We start from the raw sequence: 14,099 nt of genomic DNA, 5'->3' as shown, positions 1-14,099 counted from the left end.
CGACCGCGGCCCCGTCGTAGAGGGGCCGCGTTTCCTATCTCTCGATAGCCCTCCCACCTGGGTGCGGACTCGTGGGATCACCGGTTCACGGCCCCCACCGCCGGATCAACACCGTCCGGCAGTCCCTGTCGCCAACCCGCGTGATCACACCGTAACCAGGGAGGAAACCGATGCTTGCGTCGGTTCTGGAGAGTTCATGGCTGGGGGAAGAGGAGATCCCCTGCCGTTCGCGGCCGGACCTTTTCTTCGCTGAGTCCCCGTCGGACATCGAGTCGGCCAAGGCGCTGTGTGCCGACTGTCCGGTGAAGGAGCAGTGCCTGTCCGGCGCCGTCGAGCGGCGGGAGCCGCACGGCGTGTGGGGCGGTCAGCTTTTCATCGCCGGGAAGATCGTCGCCCGCAAGCGGCCCCGCGGTCGCCCCCGCAAGGACGAGCAGCCGATCGCCGCCTGACCCTTCGAGAGAGAACGAGAGAGAATCCCATGCTGTCGATGTTGTTTGAATACGTGGTCGAGGTGGAAAGCCGGATCGAGCCGAGCCATGAGCAGGCTCGTCGCGCTCAGAACGGTCTCACGGAGTCTCCGCGGTCCAGGACCCGAGTTAGGGACGGGACACGAAACCGTCGGAGACGCGACCGAATCACACCTTCCTGACCAGCGGGGGCGGTGGGCCACCCCACCGCCCCCTGTGGAAAATCTCCACTCTGGGCTACCGTGAACTTCGTGCCACCGCAGCCGGAGGTAGAGGTGCGCCGGAGCTCCCGGCGGCGGCGCACCGTGTCCGCCTACCGCGAGGGATCGAAGACCGTCGTCCTACTGCCGGCCAGCTTCTCCGCGACGCAGGAGAAGATCTGGGTCGAGCGCATGCTTCGGCGTCTGGACGCGCGGGAGCGTCGGCGCCAACCCACCGACACCGCGCTCCAACGGCGCGCCAGGGACCTCGCGGCGCGGTACCTCGACGGGCGGATGGAGCCACGGAGCGTCCGGTGGGTCGACAACCAGAACACGCGCTGGGGCTCATGCACGCCGGCCGACGGCTCCATCCGGCTTTCACGCCGGCTGATCGGCATGCCCCAGTGGGTGATCGACTACGTCATCGTCCACGAGCTCGCGCATCTGATCATCCCCGGCCACGGCCCCGACTTCTGGGCGCTGGTCAACCGCTACCCGAAGACCGAGCGTGCCCGCGGTTACCTCGAGGGGGTGCACGAGGCCCCCCGCCTCGACGCCACGTCGACCCGCGTCGACACCACGGAACCCCTCGAATAGAGAACGCGGGGGGACGGTCCCGGCGCCCCACACACGTCGGTGGACCATGTGGGGCGCGGAAGCGGTGGACTAGGAGGTCCGACCCTCCGTGCCGCCGTCGGCTCCGTCCTCGCCATCGTCCTGGGCGCCCGTGGAGTCGCCGTCCGCCTCTCCGGTCAGCTCGGTGAGGTCGAACTCGTCGGCGTCGGCACGGCCGCGAATGAACGCGTCCGGGTCGTCCAGGGCCTCGGCGTCGGGAAGGAGGTCCGGGTGCTCCCACAGGTGGTCACGGCCCTCGATGCCTCGGGCGTCGGTGACCGCCCGCCACAGCGCGGCCGCGTCCCGCAGGCGGCGCGGACGCAGTTCGAGACCCACCAGTGTGGCGAAGGTCCGCTCGGCCGGCCCGCCCGTGGCCCGTCGGCGCCGGATCGCCTCGGCGAGCGCCGCGGACTGGGGGAGTCGCTCCTCGACGGCGGCGTCGACGACGACCGACACCCACCCCTCGATGAGCGCGACCGCGGTCTCCAACCGGGCGAGTGACGCCTTCTGCTGCGGGGTCTCCTGGGGTTGGAACAGCCCCTCGCCTCCGGCCAGCGCCTCCTGCATGGCCTGCGGGTCGTTGAGGTCGACCTGGCCCAGCTTCTCCTCCAGCCCGCTCATGTCGAAGGACACGCCGCGCGCGTACTCCTCGATCAGGCTGGTCACGTGGGCGCGCAGCCACGGCGCGTGGACGAACAGGCGGTGGTGTGCCGCTTCGCGGGCGGCGAGGTACAGGCGTACCTCCTCCTCGCTGACACCCAGCCCCTCACCGAACTGCGCCACGCTCATCGGGATCAGGGCACCGCGCCCCTCGCCACCCAACGGGATCCCCACGTCGGTGGAGCCGAGGACCTCCTTGGCGAGTTCACCGATGGCCTGGCCCGCCTGTTGACCGACGAGCATCCCACCCATCTGGCGCAGCATCCCCACCAGAGGGCCCGCCATGGAGCGCATCTCCTCGGGAAGGTTGGCGTTCATCGACTCCACGATGCGGCCGGTGAGCGGTTCGCACAGCTCGGTCCAGCTCGGCATCGTCTTCTCGACCCACTCCGAACGGCTCCACCCCTCCATGGAGGTGAGCCCGGAGGGAAGGGAGGTGGCCTGGTCCAGCCACAGGTCCGCGAGGCGCAGCGCCTCCTGGACGTGGGCGTACTCACCAGCCGTGACACTGGGGTCCTTGCCCCCCTCGGCGACGGTGTGCCGGGCGATGTTCTTGGCCATGTCCCAGTTGACGGTGGTGTCGCCGCCGCCACCGGGGGCGGGCGTCGACGCCTGGGACATCATGTCCGCGAATTGGCGCAACATCTGCGCCATCTGTTGTGGGTCGCCGAACGGGAAATCCCCACCGGAGGAGCCCGGGGAGTTGCCCGAACCGCTGCCGGAGTCGCCGGACCCCCGCCGCGACTCGTCGTCGGGATCGTTCGGCATGCTGAAACCAAAGGGTAGGTCACTCACGATTCGACCTCGGGCAGCTAGGCAGCAGTGTTTTCAAACGTGTCCGTGCCTGCCACGTTAGCCGCCATACCTCGAGGTGAACACCGAATCTGGCTCCGGTTCGCCCAAAGCACATCCCAGGTGTCCCCGCGGTGACGCCCGCGACACCGGCGGTGGGCCAGTGCCTGAGCAGCGACAGCGAGGGCCGCCAAGCCCCCGTGGTCTTGGGATCCGGACCGTCCCGACTGTCCTCATGTGTCCAGGTCGCGTTCCGGGGTGCTGGGCCCCCACGCGCTTTCAACGGGCCCCTGGTCGGACGCGAGGGATCGCAGCGTGCGGCCCACGTCCGGCATATCCGTAACGGGCGTTGAAGCCGGGGAGTTGATACGGTCAACGGGTGGACGCGATAATGCTTGCTGAGCTGCGCGAAACCCCGTTGTCGGTGGATGAGGTCCTCCACGCCGTCCGCGACGACCGGGCTGGTGGCACGGCCTTCTTCATCGGCACGGTGCGAGATCACGACGACGATCGGGGCGTGACCGACCTGTCGTACTCCGCGCATCCAACGGCGGAGGACCGACTCCGGGACGTCCTGCGCGAGATCCTGACCGACAGCGCCAAGGGAACCGAGGGCCCCGGTGGACGCGGCGCGGTGTATCGCGTCGCCGCCGTGCACCGCGTCGGTGACCTGAAGATCGGTGACGCGGCCGTCGTCGTCGCCGCGGCCGCGGCGCATCGGGACGTCGCCTTCACCGTGTGCCGTCGCATGATCGACGACATCAAGGCCGGCGTGCCGATCTGGAAGAACCAGCGGTTCGTCGACGGTGCCGAGGAGTGGGTGGGCACTCCTTGATTCCCGACCTCACCGACGAGTCAGTGCGGCGTGACGAGGTGCCGTGGCGTCGCTGGATCACCCTCATCGTCGCGTGCGTGATCCTCATAGCCATGGGCGTCGCCCTCTTCCGGATGCCGGTGCCCTACCTCGTGGCTTCCCCGGGAGTCGCCCTGAACACCCTGGGCGACCACGACGACGAGCCCATCATCCAGGTCGACGGGCGAGAGAGCTTCCAGCACGACGAGGGCGGCCTGGCGATGGTCACCGTCCAGTACGTCGGCGGCCCCAACCACAGGATCGACCTACTGACCGCCCTCAGTGGTTGGATCGCTCCCACGAGCGCCGTCCTCCCCGAGGAGGCCGTGTTCCCTCCCGGACGCACGGTCGAGGAGGTCAGCGAGGACCAGACGCTGATGATGGACAGCTCCCAGAAGCTGGCCGTCGCCGCGGCGCTGAGCCACCTGGACATCGACTACTCCGAGGTTCCCGTCGTCCGCGACGTTCCCGACGACATGCCGGCCCACGGCGTGCTCGAACCGGAGGACGTACTGACGGAGGTCGACGGCGACCCCGTCGAGGGCCAGGACGACGCCGCGCAGCGGATCAGGGACCGGGAGCCCGGTGACTCCGTCGAGATCACCGTCAAGCGGGACGGCGAGACCGAGGACCTGTCCGTTCCCACCGTCGACGACGGTGAGGGCAACGCGGTCATCGGCATCCTCATCGACAGCGACATGGAGTTCCCGTTCGACGTCGACATCAGCGTCGGCGAAATCGGGGGCCCCAGTGCCGGAATGATGTTCTCGCTGGGCATCATCGACCGACTCAGCGAGGAGAGCATCACCGGCGACCACTACGTCGCCGGAACCGGGACCATCACTCCCCAGGGGGACGTCGGGGGCGTGAGCGGAGTCGCCCAGAAGATGGTGAGCGCCGAGCGGCAGGGAGCGGAGTACTTCCTCGTCGCCGCGGAGAGCTGTTCCCAAACCCTGGAGTCGGCCGCGCAGGACATCCGGGTCGTCCCCGTCGAGACCCTCGACGAGGCGACGTCCACCCTCGACGTCATCCGCGACGACGGCGACACCGACGCGCTGCCCACGTGCCAGTGAGTCGCGGGGTGGTACGGGCGCCCGGCTGGGGGCAGGCAGAATAGGGCGCGCGGGAGTGGTGCCACCGCGAGAGCAACCTCCCGATAACAACTTGGCACCGCGCGGCATTTCGGGAACTGAACGGCTTCCGGATAAGTTGCCAACGTGAAGGCCCCACGTGTGGGCCCGTTTCTGGTGCGACGTTCCCTCGGACGCCCAGGATCCATACACCCATACCCGAGTTAGAGCTATCTCAAGGGGGAGGCGTGAGCTTCGCAAGACCCGGAGCGCCGAGCGCGAACACGAATCGACGCTCTCGGTTGCTTGTCCCCGTCGCGATCGCGATCCTCGCCCTCGTGGCGGCGGTGGTGCTTGCCGCGACGTACTGGACCGACTTCAAGTGGTTCCGCGCGATCGGCTTCGCCGACGTGTTCCTGACTGAGATCAGCTCCCGGCTGATCATGTTCGTCATCGGCGCGCTCCTGATGGGCGCCGTGGTCGGCGTCAACATCTACATGGCGTACCGCCACCGTGTCGTCAACCCGCCCTACAGCCCCGAGCAGCAGGGTCTCGACCGGTACCGTACGACGATCCAGACGCGCAAGCGGCTCGTCTTCTGGCTGATCGTCGCTTTCCTGGGGGTCCTCGCGGGCATCTCGGCGAGCGCCGAATGGCAGGCGTACCTGCTGTACTTCAACAGCACGCCGTTCGGACTCGAAGACGAAGCGTTCAACATGGACCTGTCGTTCTTCGCGTTCAGCTACCCGTTCCTGGAGACGATCCTCGGGTACCTCTCCGCGGCCGTCATCATCGGCTTCATCGCCGCGGTGGTCACGCACTACCTCTACGGCAGCATCCGGCTGCAGACACCGGGACAGCGCGCCACGGTCGCCGCCCGCGTTCACATGTCGGTGATGCTCGGTGTGTTCGTGCTGCTGCGCGCCGCCGGATACTGGCTGGACCGGTACGGGCTCGCCTTCTCCGACCGGGGCTACACCTTCGGCCCTCACCACACGGACATGGCCGCGGTCCTGCCCGCACGCACCATCCTGGTGATCATCTCGATCTTCTGCGCGGTGCTGTTCTTCGCCAACATCTACTTCCGCAACGCGATGGTGCCGCTGACCAGCCTTGGTCTGCTGGTGCTCGCGCACGTGCTCATCGGTACGGTGTGGCCCGCGATCGTTCAGCAGTTCCAGGTGAACCCGAACGAGCAGCAGATGGAACGGGAGTACATCCAGAACAATATCGAGGCGACAAGATACGCCTACGATATCGACGACACCGACGTCATCAGCTACGACGCCGAGACGGAGCTCAACCCGAGCCAGTTGGCGGAGGAGGCCGCGACGATTCCGAGCGTCCGGCTGGTCGACCCCAACGTCGTGTCGCGGACGTTCCAGCAGACCCAGCAGGTGCGTGGTTTCTACCAGTTCCCCGAACGGTTGGACGTCGACCGCTACGAGATGCCCGACGGCACCATGGTGGACACCATCATCGCCGCGCGTGAACTCGACGGTCCGCCCGAAGGCCAGGACAACTGGCTGACGCGGCACATGATCTACACCCACGGCTTCGGGTTCGTGGCAGCCGCCGGTAACCAGGTGGACACCGACGGCCGTCCCGTCTACACCGAGTACGACATCCCGCCGCGGGGCGACCTGCAGGAGGTCACGGGGGAGTACGAGCCCCGGATCTACTACGGCCGTGAGGGCGCCGAGTACGTCATCGTCGACGCGGAGGAGGAGTACGACTACCCGCTCGACACCGGCGAGAGCGACATCACCACCAGTGAGGATGTCGACGTCGAGGGGTTGGAGACCGGTGACGAGGAGGCCGCCAACCAGGAGGCCGACGAGTCGACGGCGCCGGAGCAGTCCGAGGCCCTGACGGCCGCCGACGGCGCGGACGAGGCCGACGAGGCTCCGGCCGACGAGCAACCCGCCGACGAAGGCGCCGAAGAGGGCGGCGAGGGCGAGGGCGACGGCTTCACCGAGGACGAGGAAGGTGGACAGGCGACCAACCGTTACGACGGTGAGGGCGGCGTCCAGTTGAACAACTTCCTCGACCGCATCCTGTACGCCGTGAAGTACAGCGAGCCGGACATCCTGCTCAACCGGGAGATCCACGCCGAGTCCCGGATCCTGTACAACCGGGACCCGTTGGAGCGGGTCGAGAAGGTGGCCCCGTTCCTCACGGTGGACACCGCACCGTATCCCGCGGTGGTCGACGGCCGGATCCAGTGGATCGTGGACGCCTACACCACGTCGTCCAACATTCCCTACTCCACGCCGATCGACCTGGACACCGCGACCGCGGACGCCGTCAACGAGGGAACGCAGCAGCTCGAGACGCAACCGCGGAACGACATCAACTACATCCGGAACTCGGTGAAGGCGACGGTCGACGCCTACGACGGCACCGTCACCCTCTACGAGTGGGATGAGGAGGACCCGGTCCTGGACACGTGGCAGTCGGCCTTCCCGGACGCCATCACGCCCAAGGACGAGATCAGCGACGAGCTGGCCGACCACCTGCGGTATCCCGAGGACATGTTCAAGGTCCAGCGGGAGACCCTGGAGCGGTACCACATCCAGGACGCCGACGAGTTCTACGGTGGTCAGGACTTCTGGGAGGTCCCCAACGACCCGACGACCGACAACGACGTCCCGGTGCCGCCGTATCGGCAGACGCTGCACTTCCCGGGCGACGACGAGCCCAGCTTCTCCATGACGTCCTCCTACGTGCCTCGAGGCCGAGAGAACCTCGCCTCGTTCATGGCGGTGGACAACGAGCCCTCGTCGGAGCACTACGGCCAGATACGCATCCTGCAACTGCCCGGAGGGACCGCCATCCAGGGTCCCGGTCAGATGCAGAACCAGATGCAGGCCGACGAGTCCGTCCGAGACGTCCTGCTGCCGCTGGAACAGGGCGCCAACGTCACCTTCGGTAACTTGCTCACCCTGCCGTTCGCGGGCGGGCTGCTGTACGTGGAACCGGTCTACGTGCAGGCGGAGGGCGGCGACCAGGCGTCGTACCCGCTGCTGCAGCAGGTCCTCGTCGGGTTCGGTGAGGACGTCGCCGTGGGCAACAACCTCCAGGACGCCCTGAACAACCTCTTCGACGAGGGAGACGGGCCGCTCGAGGAGGTTCCCGACGGTGAAGCGGGGACCGAGGAGGAGGACACGGGCGGCGACGAGACCGTCGAGGACGCCCTCGCCGACGCCGCCGACGCCTACGAGGAAGGCGACCAGGCTCTCCAGGACGGCGACTTCGCCGCCTACGGAGAGGCCATGGAACGCCTCCAGGACGCCCTCGAACGCGCCGCCGAAGCATCCGACGGCGGAGCCACCGAGGACGAGGCAACCGAGGAGTAACCCTCAGGGGCCGGCCGGCGCACCCGGCCGGCCCCGCTCGATTTGGTACTCAACGGTCCGGCACGCTAAAGTAAAGACACACACCGACGCGGGGTGGAGCAGTTCGGTAGCTCGTTGGGCTCATAACCCAAAGGTCGCAGGTTCAAATCCTGCCCCCGCTACGAGATTCAGATGGGCCTAGTCGCAACGACTAGGCCCATCTTCTTTTGCGTCGTCCAAGGAGCGGTCCGCAGTTCACCGCGTCGAGGCCTGGTTCGAGACCGATCACGAACCAGGCCTCGTGCGTGTGACAGCGGTTCGACGGCAAGACGGGGCGTCATGGGGGATCGAGAGGGTTCCCGCCCGCTGGGGAGCCGTCCGGGGCGGGTGGTGGCGTTGGACCTTCCCGAGGCGCGGTGGTGAACCGCCTGCACCTCTCAGGAGTTGAGGCGGGCGGCCTGGCGCATGAGGTGGTCGCGTTCGGCGAGATTCGGTGCCTGGCGCGCTGCCTCGGCGTAGAGCCTCGCGGCCGTCGCCGGGTCCCCGTCCCGTTCGTGGAGGTACGCGGCCACCGCGGAGTAGCGAGGCAGGGACGGGTCCAGCTCCGCGAGCGCGACGAGGCCGGCCCGGGCGCCGTCGGCCTCCCCCACGGCCACGGCGCGGTTCAGCCGGACCACGGCACTCCCGGTGATCCGCGCCAGCTCGTCGTACCACTCCACGATCTGTGGCCAGTCGGTCTCCGCCGTGGTCTCGGCGTCGGCGTGCAGTGCCGTGATGGCGGCCTGCGCCTGGTACTCGCCCAACCGGTCGCGAGCGAGGGCCGCCCGCAGGATCCCGATCCCCTCGGCGATGAGGCGTGTGTCCCAGAGACCACGATCCTGTTCGGCGAGAGGCACCAGGGCGCCGTCAGCGGTGGTGCGCGCGGGGCGCCTGGCGTGATGCAGCAGCATCAACGCGAGTAGCCCCATGACCTCCTCGTGGTCGACCACGGTCGCGAGCTGTCGGGTCAGTCGGATGGCCTCGGCCTCGAGGTCGACGTCGCCGGAATAGCCCTCGTTGAACACCAGGTAGAGAACGCGCAGCACGGTCGCGACGTCGCCGGGCCGGTCGAACCGTACGCCGGCGACCGTGCGCTTGGCGCGGCTGATGCGCTGCGCCATGGTCGCCTCGGGCACGAGGTAGGCCCGCGCGATCTGGCGTGTGGTCAGCCCACCGACGGCCCGGAGCGTGAGCGCGACCGCGGACGACGAGGTGAGGGACGGGTGGGCACACAGGAAGTACAGCCACAAGGTGTCGTCCACGTTGGTCACGGGGCCGGGCGCGGGTTCCTCGTCCGCGCGTTGGTCACGGCGCCGTCGTGCCGTGTCGGCACGGGTCGCGTCCAGGAATCGGCGCCAGGCCACGCTGACCAGCCATCCCTTTGGGTCCCGCGGTGGGCCGTCGGGCCAGGTGCGTACGGCTTCGACCAAGGCGTCCTGAACGGCGTCCTCGGCCGCCGCGAAACCCGCGCCGCGGCGGATGAGGACACCGATCACCGTGGGGGTGAGAGTCCGAATCAGGACCTCGTCCACGCGGAATCACTCCGGGATCGTCGGGGGCGCCCCCATGAACGGGCGCAGCTCGAGCCACTCGTGGATCGGCTCGCCACCAGCACCCGGGGCGGCCGAGAGTTCGCCGGCCAGTTCCAGCGCGCGTTCGTAGGTGTCGACATCGATCACCATCCAACCGGCGATGAGGTCCTTGGTCTCGGCGAACGGCCCGTCGGTGACGGGTGGCCGCCCTTCGCCGTCGTAGCGGACGAACGTGCCCTCCGCGGCGAGGGCCTGGCTCTCGACGTACTCTCCGGTCTCGCGCAGCCGTTCCGCGAAGTCCTCCATGTACCGCACGTGGGCGGAGATCTCGTCTGGCGTCCACTGGTCCATGGGCACGTCGTTCACCGGGGCCGGTGCGCCTCGGTAGTGCTTGAGCAGCAGGTACTTGGCCATTGTGGTTGCCCTCCGTTCTGGTGCGACCCGTCGTGGTCGCATTCATCCCCAGGGACGGAGCCGACCGCGGGTTCTCGACACCAACGTGGGAGTTTCTTTGCTCGAGTCGAGTGGAGGCGGTGAACTCGGGTACTGACGAGTGCCTCTCACCGGGAGCGTGTCACGACCCCGTCAACGGTCCTGGACCGGTGTGGGGCCGCCGTTGAGTTGCAGCAACACCGCGTCGTGGAGGGCGCCGTTGGTGCATACCAAGGGGCCACCGTCCTCGAAGTCGCGGCCGCTCAGGTTGGTCGCTCGTCCGCCGGCCTCGCTGAGGATGATGGGCAGTGGCGCCGCGTCCCACAGGGAGAGCTCTGGTTCGGCGGCGATGTCCACCGCGCCCTCGGCGACCATGACGTGGGACCAGAAGTCACCGTAGGCGCGGGTCCGCCACACCTTGCGGGTGAGACCGAGAAACGGGTCCAATCGGTTGCGTTCTTCCCACCCGGTGAGGGAGGAGAAGGACAGGGAGGCGTCCCCGAGGTCGCTCACGCCGGACACCTGGCAGCGGGTCGCCTTCGTGAGGCTGCGCCCCGTCCAGGCTCCGCCGCCCAGTTGGGCCCACCAACGACGGTTCAGGGCGGGGGCGGAGACGACGCCGACGACGGGGTCGTTGCCGTCCAACAACGCGATGAGGCTGGCCCATACGGGCACGCCACGGATGTAGTTCTTGGTCCCGTCGATGGGGTCGATGACCCAGCACCGGTGACTGTTCCCGGTCTTGCCGTACTCCTCCCCGAGCACGGCGTCGCGCGGACGGGCCCGGTCGAGTGTGCTGCGTAGGGCCTCCTCCACGTTTCGGTCCGCTTCGCTGACCGGCGTCAGGTCGGGTTTGGTGTCGACGTGAAGGTCAAGGGCGCGAAAGCGGCGGGAGGAGAGGTCGTCGGCCGCGTCCGCCAGGACGTGGGCGAGGCGCAGGTCGTCGTCAAAGGCAGCCATGGCGCACAACGCTAGCGTGTGGCCGATGCCGCCGGTAGTAGCCGGGCGCCGCGTGATGTGAGTGTTAGTTCATCGTGCGTGGCCGCCGGCGGTTCGGCGACGCGCGACGCGCCCGAACGGCTTCGTGGTGGATAGCACCGTCACGGTCAGCAGCACCACGCCGGACAGGGCCAGGGCGATCGCCGTCCGGGTCACGTCCACCGGGGCCAGCTCCACACCGGGGGTCGACGCCGCGTGGGCGATCGCCACCACCTGTGGTCCGATGCTGAGGTTGCTCCCCAGGACCAGAGCGAGGGTCAGGACCAGTTTCGCGAGCACCCAATAGTGACGCGCCAATCCCCAGGGCGTTCCCAGGGAGAGTAGGAGCCCGGTGACCAAGGCCAGGATGCTGACGGGCAGGACGAGCGTGCGAACCAGCGTGGCCGCGGCGGTCAGCGGTGCGGCGGGGTCGGCGCCGGAGAAGGCGGCCGTGGCCACGAGCACCAGCACGCTGGTGTGGATTCCCAGCCAGCCGACGCCGCTCGCCGCGTGCACCGTGACGACGAGCGCCCGCCAGCGTCGCCCCAGGCGGAACCATGGCATTGGCCGACCGGTCCACGCCTTGGGTGGGGACGCGGACCGGTCGCCGGTGGGGTGGGCGGTCACGACTTCTTGTCTCCCTCGCCGCCCGGGTACCAGTTCAGGGCACTCGCGCGCTCCAGGAACTCCTCCACCGTGATGTCTCCCTTGGCGAACCGCTCGGCGAGCAACCGCCGCGCGGCGTCATCGGGCGTCTCCTGCCTCGGGCCGAATCCGTGTGGGCGTCCGCCGTCGCGCACCCACGACGGAGGGCCGAAGCGACGGAACAGGAAGAATGCCACCAGGAGAAGGATGAGTAGCGGGATCAGACACATGAGGACTCCAATCGGGCCGGCGAACATCGGTCCCTCGGACCCCCAACTCGGTGGGCCGGCGACCGTTGCCAGTGATGCGGACACTGTGTTCATGCCGTCAGGATCGATCTCCGGGTCTACGCGGCGCGTCGCCTCTGGCGCTGCTCTTGAGGTGCGTCCCGGCGCGTACGCGGTCTACGCGCTGTGACGGATGTGGAGCTGGAGCCCCGCGGGTTAGGGTCGCACTGTGCGCACTGACCAGGGAGGACGCGGTCGGACGGGCGTGGGGCGGGTCCTCGCGCTCGATGTTTCGTTGGCGTTGGTGCTCGGCCTGGTCGTCGTGGTGGCGACGCGTGGCCAGGCGATGTTCGACGGCGCGTCGCCCCACGGTGGCCCGCCCTTCGGTCCCGGCTACGACGGTCAGGGGTTTCCCCCACAGGGGTCCGCTCTGGGGGCCGGCGCCTATGTGACCATCGTCGCGGCGATCTCCGCGACGGCGCTGCGCCGGGTGGCGCCCCGCGTCGCGTTCGTGGGGTGTGCGGTGGCCGTGCTCGTGTTCCTGGCCCTGGGCAATCCCTACGGGCCGATGATGTTCCTGCTGGCGTTCGTCACCTTCTCCGCCGGAGCCCACCTGCCGCCCCGGCGGTTCCTCCCGTGGACCGTCGTGCTCGTCGGCGTGGTTCTCGCCGGTCACGCCTCCGCGCCCTACCTGGGGTTGACGGACCTTGGCGCGATCCTGGGACAGGTGGGCGCGCTCTTCGGATTCGGGGTGGCCGCGGCTTTCGGCATGTTGCTCCGGGCCCGCAGGGAGAGCGTGGGGCGGGAGCGTGCCGCCGAACTCGACCGCCACGCTTATTCCGAACGTCTGCGTATCGCCCAGGAGGTGCACGACGTCGTCGGCCACAGCCTCTCCGTCATCAACATGCAGGCCGGCGTGGCCCTGCACGTGCTCGAGAAGCGTCCCGAGCAGTCGGCCGTGGCGTTGGAGGCGATCCGTGCCACGAGCAAGGAGGCGCTCGACGAGTTGCGGGGAACCCTCGCCGTCTTCCGCGACGCGACGGAGCCCGGCGACGCCCCAGCCCCACCACTGGCGGGCCTCGCGCGCCTGGACGAGCTCGTGGAATCCGTGCGTGCAGGGGGACGCCGCGTTTCTCGTGACGTCGAGGGCGATCCGAGTAACGTGTCCGCCACCGTGGACCACGCCGCCTTCCGGATCGTGCAGGAGGCGCTCACCAACGCGGTCCGACACGCGGGCGACGCGTCGGTGTGGGTCACCATCCGGTACGGCGCGGAGAGGTTGGTCGTCGACGTCACCGACAACGGCCTCGCCGACCCGGCCCAACCGCCGAGGGACGGAAACGGACTGGCGGGGATGCGGGAACGCGCCGAGGCCGTTGGCGGGTGGCTGCGAGCCGCCCCACGCACCGCGGGAGGTTTCGAGGTCCATGCGGAGCTACCCGTCAACCGGGAACGGGAACGTGGGGAGAGGGAGACGTGAGCATCCGAGTTCTCGTGGCCGACGACCAGGCACTGGTCCGGATGGGGCTGCGCGTGTTGCTGGACGCCGAGGACGACATGGAGCTCGTCGGGGAGGCCGAGGACGGAGCCGAGGCGGTCCGCCTCGCGCGGCGGGACCGTCCCGACGTGGTGCTGATGGACGTGCGTATGCCCGTCCTGGACGGGATCGGCGCCCTGCGGGAGATCGCCGCCGACGTCGCGCTGGCCGACACCCGGGTGGTCATGCTGACCACGTTCGAGCTCGACGAGTACGTGTTCGACGCTCTCGCCGCCGGCGCGGCGGGGTTCCTGATCAAGGACGGTGAACCCGCCGAACTGCTGCGTGCGGTCCGGCTCGCGGCCGCCGGCGAGTCGCTGCTCTCACCGACGGTGACCCGACGCGTCATCGCCCACTTCGCCACCCGGCGCGGTCGCGCCCGCCCACATCCCCGGATCAAGGACCTGACCGAGCGGGAGCAGGAGGTGCTGGGCCTGGTGGGGGAGGGGCTCAGCAACGAGGAGATCGCGGAACAGCTCGTCGTCAGTCCCGCCACCGCGCGCACCCACGTGAGCCGCGCCATGGTCAAACTCCAGGCCCGCGACCGGGCACAGCTCGCCGTCTTCGCCCACCAAGCCGGCCTCGTCGACTAGTAGGTCGCCGCGGAGGCGACTCGTACCCATCCGTCCGGTGTGTCAGGTCGGCAAACCCAGTAAATCCAGAATGGCCTTGTTAGTATCAATTGAGTTTCGATGTTCTGGTGTGTGTTTGTTT

The 14,099-nt window shown here is 68.7% G+C and carries 13 protein-coding genes and 1 tRNA gene; 8 read left to right on the top strand and 6 right to left on the bottom strand.

Annotated elements, in window-relative coordinates:
- Positions 1–170 precede the first annotated feature (170 nt).
- Complete coding sequence (locus tag J4H86_RS10145; RefSeq protein WP_236543260.1) at positions 171–449, top strand: WhiB family transcriptional regulator; 279 nt, start codon at positions 171–173, stop codon at positions 447–449.
- A 269-nt stretch (positions 450–718) separates the two neighbouring features.
- A complete protein-coding gene (locus J4H86_RS10140) occupies positions 719–1,264 on the top strand; it encodes a M48 metallopeptidase family protein (RefSeq protein WP_236543259.1) in 546 nt (181 codons plus the stop codon).
- A gap of 69 nt (positions 1,265–1,333) precedes the next feature.
- On the opposite strand, the gene J4H86_RS10135 is transcribed toward J4H86_RS10140, so the two are convergent.
- Entirely contained in the window at positions 1,334–2,737 is a 1,404-nt protein-coding gene (locus J4H86_RS10135; RefSeq protein WP_236543258.1) for a zinc-dependent metalloprotease, read from the bottom strand.
- A gap of 376 nt (positions 2,738–3,113) precedes the next feature.
- On the opposite strand from J4H86_RS10135, the gene J4H86_RS10130 reads away from it, so the two are divergent.
- The 4 genes from J4H86_RS10130 to J4H86_RS10115 all read left to right on the top strand — a co-directional run bounded on the left by J4H86_RS10130 (position 3,114) and on the right by J4H86_RS10115 (position 8,177).
- The gene (locus J4H86_RS10130) at positions 3,114–3,569 is read left to right on the top strand and encodes a molybdenum cofactor biosynthesis protein MoaE (RefSeq protein WP_236543257.1); all 456 of its coding nucleotides are present in this window, start codon (positions 3,114–3,116) and stop codon (positions 3,567–3,569) included.
- Between the two features lie 92 nt (positions 3,570–3,661).
- Positions 3,662–4,660: a YlbL family protein gene (locus J4H86_RS10125; RefSeq protein WP_236543969.1), complete on the top strand. Its 999-nt coding sequence runs from the start codon at positions 3,662–3,664 to the stop codon at positions 4,658–4,660.
- 299 nt (positions 4,661–4,959) lie between these two features.
- Positions 4,960–8,016, top strand: a complete 3,057-nt coding sequence (locus tag J4H86_RS10120) for a UPF0182 family membrane protein (RefSeq protein ID WP_236543256.1) — start codon at positions 4,960–4,962, stop codon at positions 8,014–8,016.
- An 87-nt stretch (positions 8,017–8,103) separates the two neighbouring features.
- Positions 8,104–8,177 (top strand) — tRNA-Met (locus J4H86_RS10115).
- Between the two features lie 255 nt (positions 8,178–8,432).
- On the opposite strand, the gene J4H86_RS10110 is transcribed toward J4H86_RS10115, so the two are convergent.
- The 5 genes from J4H86_RS10110 to J4H86_RS10090 form a co-directional block, all read right to left on the bottom strand.
- Entirely contained in the window at positions 8,433–9,566 is a 1,134-nt protein-coding gene (locus J4H86_RS10110) for an RNA polymerase sigma factor (RefSeq protein WP_236543255.1), read from the bottom strand.
- A gap of 6 nt (positions 9,567–9,572) precedes the next feature.
- Complete coding sequence (locus J4H86_RS10105) at positions 9,573–9,980, bottom strand: YciI family protein (RefSeq protein WP_236543254.1); 408 nt, start codon at positions 9,978–9,980, stop codon at positions 9,573–9,575.
- A 171-nt stretch (positions 9,981–10,151) separates the two neighbouring features.
- Positions 10,152–10,958: a histidinol-phosphatase gene (gene hisN, locus J4H86_RS10100; protein WP_236543253.1), complete on the bottom strand. Its 807-nt coding sequence runs from the start codon at positions 10,956–10,958 to the stop codon at positions 10,152–10,154.
- A gap of 69 nt (positions 10,959–11,027) precedes the next feature.
- Positions 11,028–11,603 (bottom strand): hypothetical protein, encoded by a 576-nt coding sequence (locus J4H86_RS10095; protein ID WP_236543252.1) that lies wholly within the window; start codon positions 11,601–11,603, stop codon positions 11,028–11,030.
- Positions 11,600–11,851, bottom strand: a complete 252-nt coding sequence (locus tag J4H86_RS10090; RefSeq protein ID WP_236543251.1) for an SHOCT domain-containing protein — start codon at positions 11,849–11,851, stop codon at positions 11,600–11,602. Before J4H86_RS10090 ends, J4H86_RS10095 begins: the two co-directional genes overlap by 4 nt.
- A 226-nt stretch (positions 11,852–12,077) precedes the next feature.
- Here J4H86_RS10090 and J4H86_RS10085 point away from each other — a divergent pair, with 226 nt between their 5' ends.
- Together J4H86_RS10085 and J4H86_RS10080 are read left to right on the top strand one after the other, a co-directional pair.
- Positions 12,078–13,328 carry a sensor histidine kinase gene (locus tag J4H86_RS10085; protein ID WP_236543250.1) on the top strand — a complete coding sequence of 417 codons (1,251 nt, stop codon included), beginning with the start codon at positions 12,078–12,080 and terminating at the stop codon, positions 13,326–13,328.
- The gene (locus tag J4H86_RS10080; protein WP_269134547.1) at positions 13,325–13,978 is read left to right on the top strand and encodes a response regulator transcription factor; all 654 of its coding nucleotides are present in this window, start codon (positions 13,325–13,327) and stop codon (positions 13,976–13,978) included. The genes J4H86_RS10085 and J4H86_RS10080 overlap by 4 nt, the downstream gene beginning before the upstream one ends.
- The last annotated feature ends 121 nt before the right edge of the window (positions 13,979–14,099 follow it).

This window comes from Spiractinospora alimapuensis (assembly GCF_018437505.1).
GTDB lineage: Bacteria > Actinomycetota > Actinomycetes > Streptosporangiales > Streptosporangiaceae > Spiractinospora > Spiractinospora alimapuensis.
This window is presented reverse-complemented; position numbering and strand designations above follow the sequence as displayed.

Coding starts and splice junctions, on each gene's coding strand:
- J4H86_RS10145 (WP_236543260.1), top strand. CDS start 171: ATGCTTGCGTCGGTTCTGGAGAGTTCATGGCTGGGGGAAGAGGAGATC.
- J4H86_RS10105 (WP_236543254.1), bottom strand. CDS start 9,980: ATGGCCAAGTACCTGCTGCTCAAGCACTACCGAGGCGCACCGGCCCCG.
- J4H86_RS10125 (WP_236543969.1), top strand. CDS start 3,662: ATGGGCGTCGCCCTCTTCCGGATGCCGGTGCCCTACCTCGTGGCTTCC.
- J4H86_RS10090 (WP_236543251.1), bottom strand. CDS start 11,851: ATGTGTCTGATCCCGCTACTCATCCTTCTCCTGGTGGCATTCTTCCTG.
- hisN (WP_236543253.1), bottom strand. CDS start 10,958: ATGGCTGCCTTTGACGACGACCTGCGCCTCGCCCACGTCCTGGCGGAC.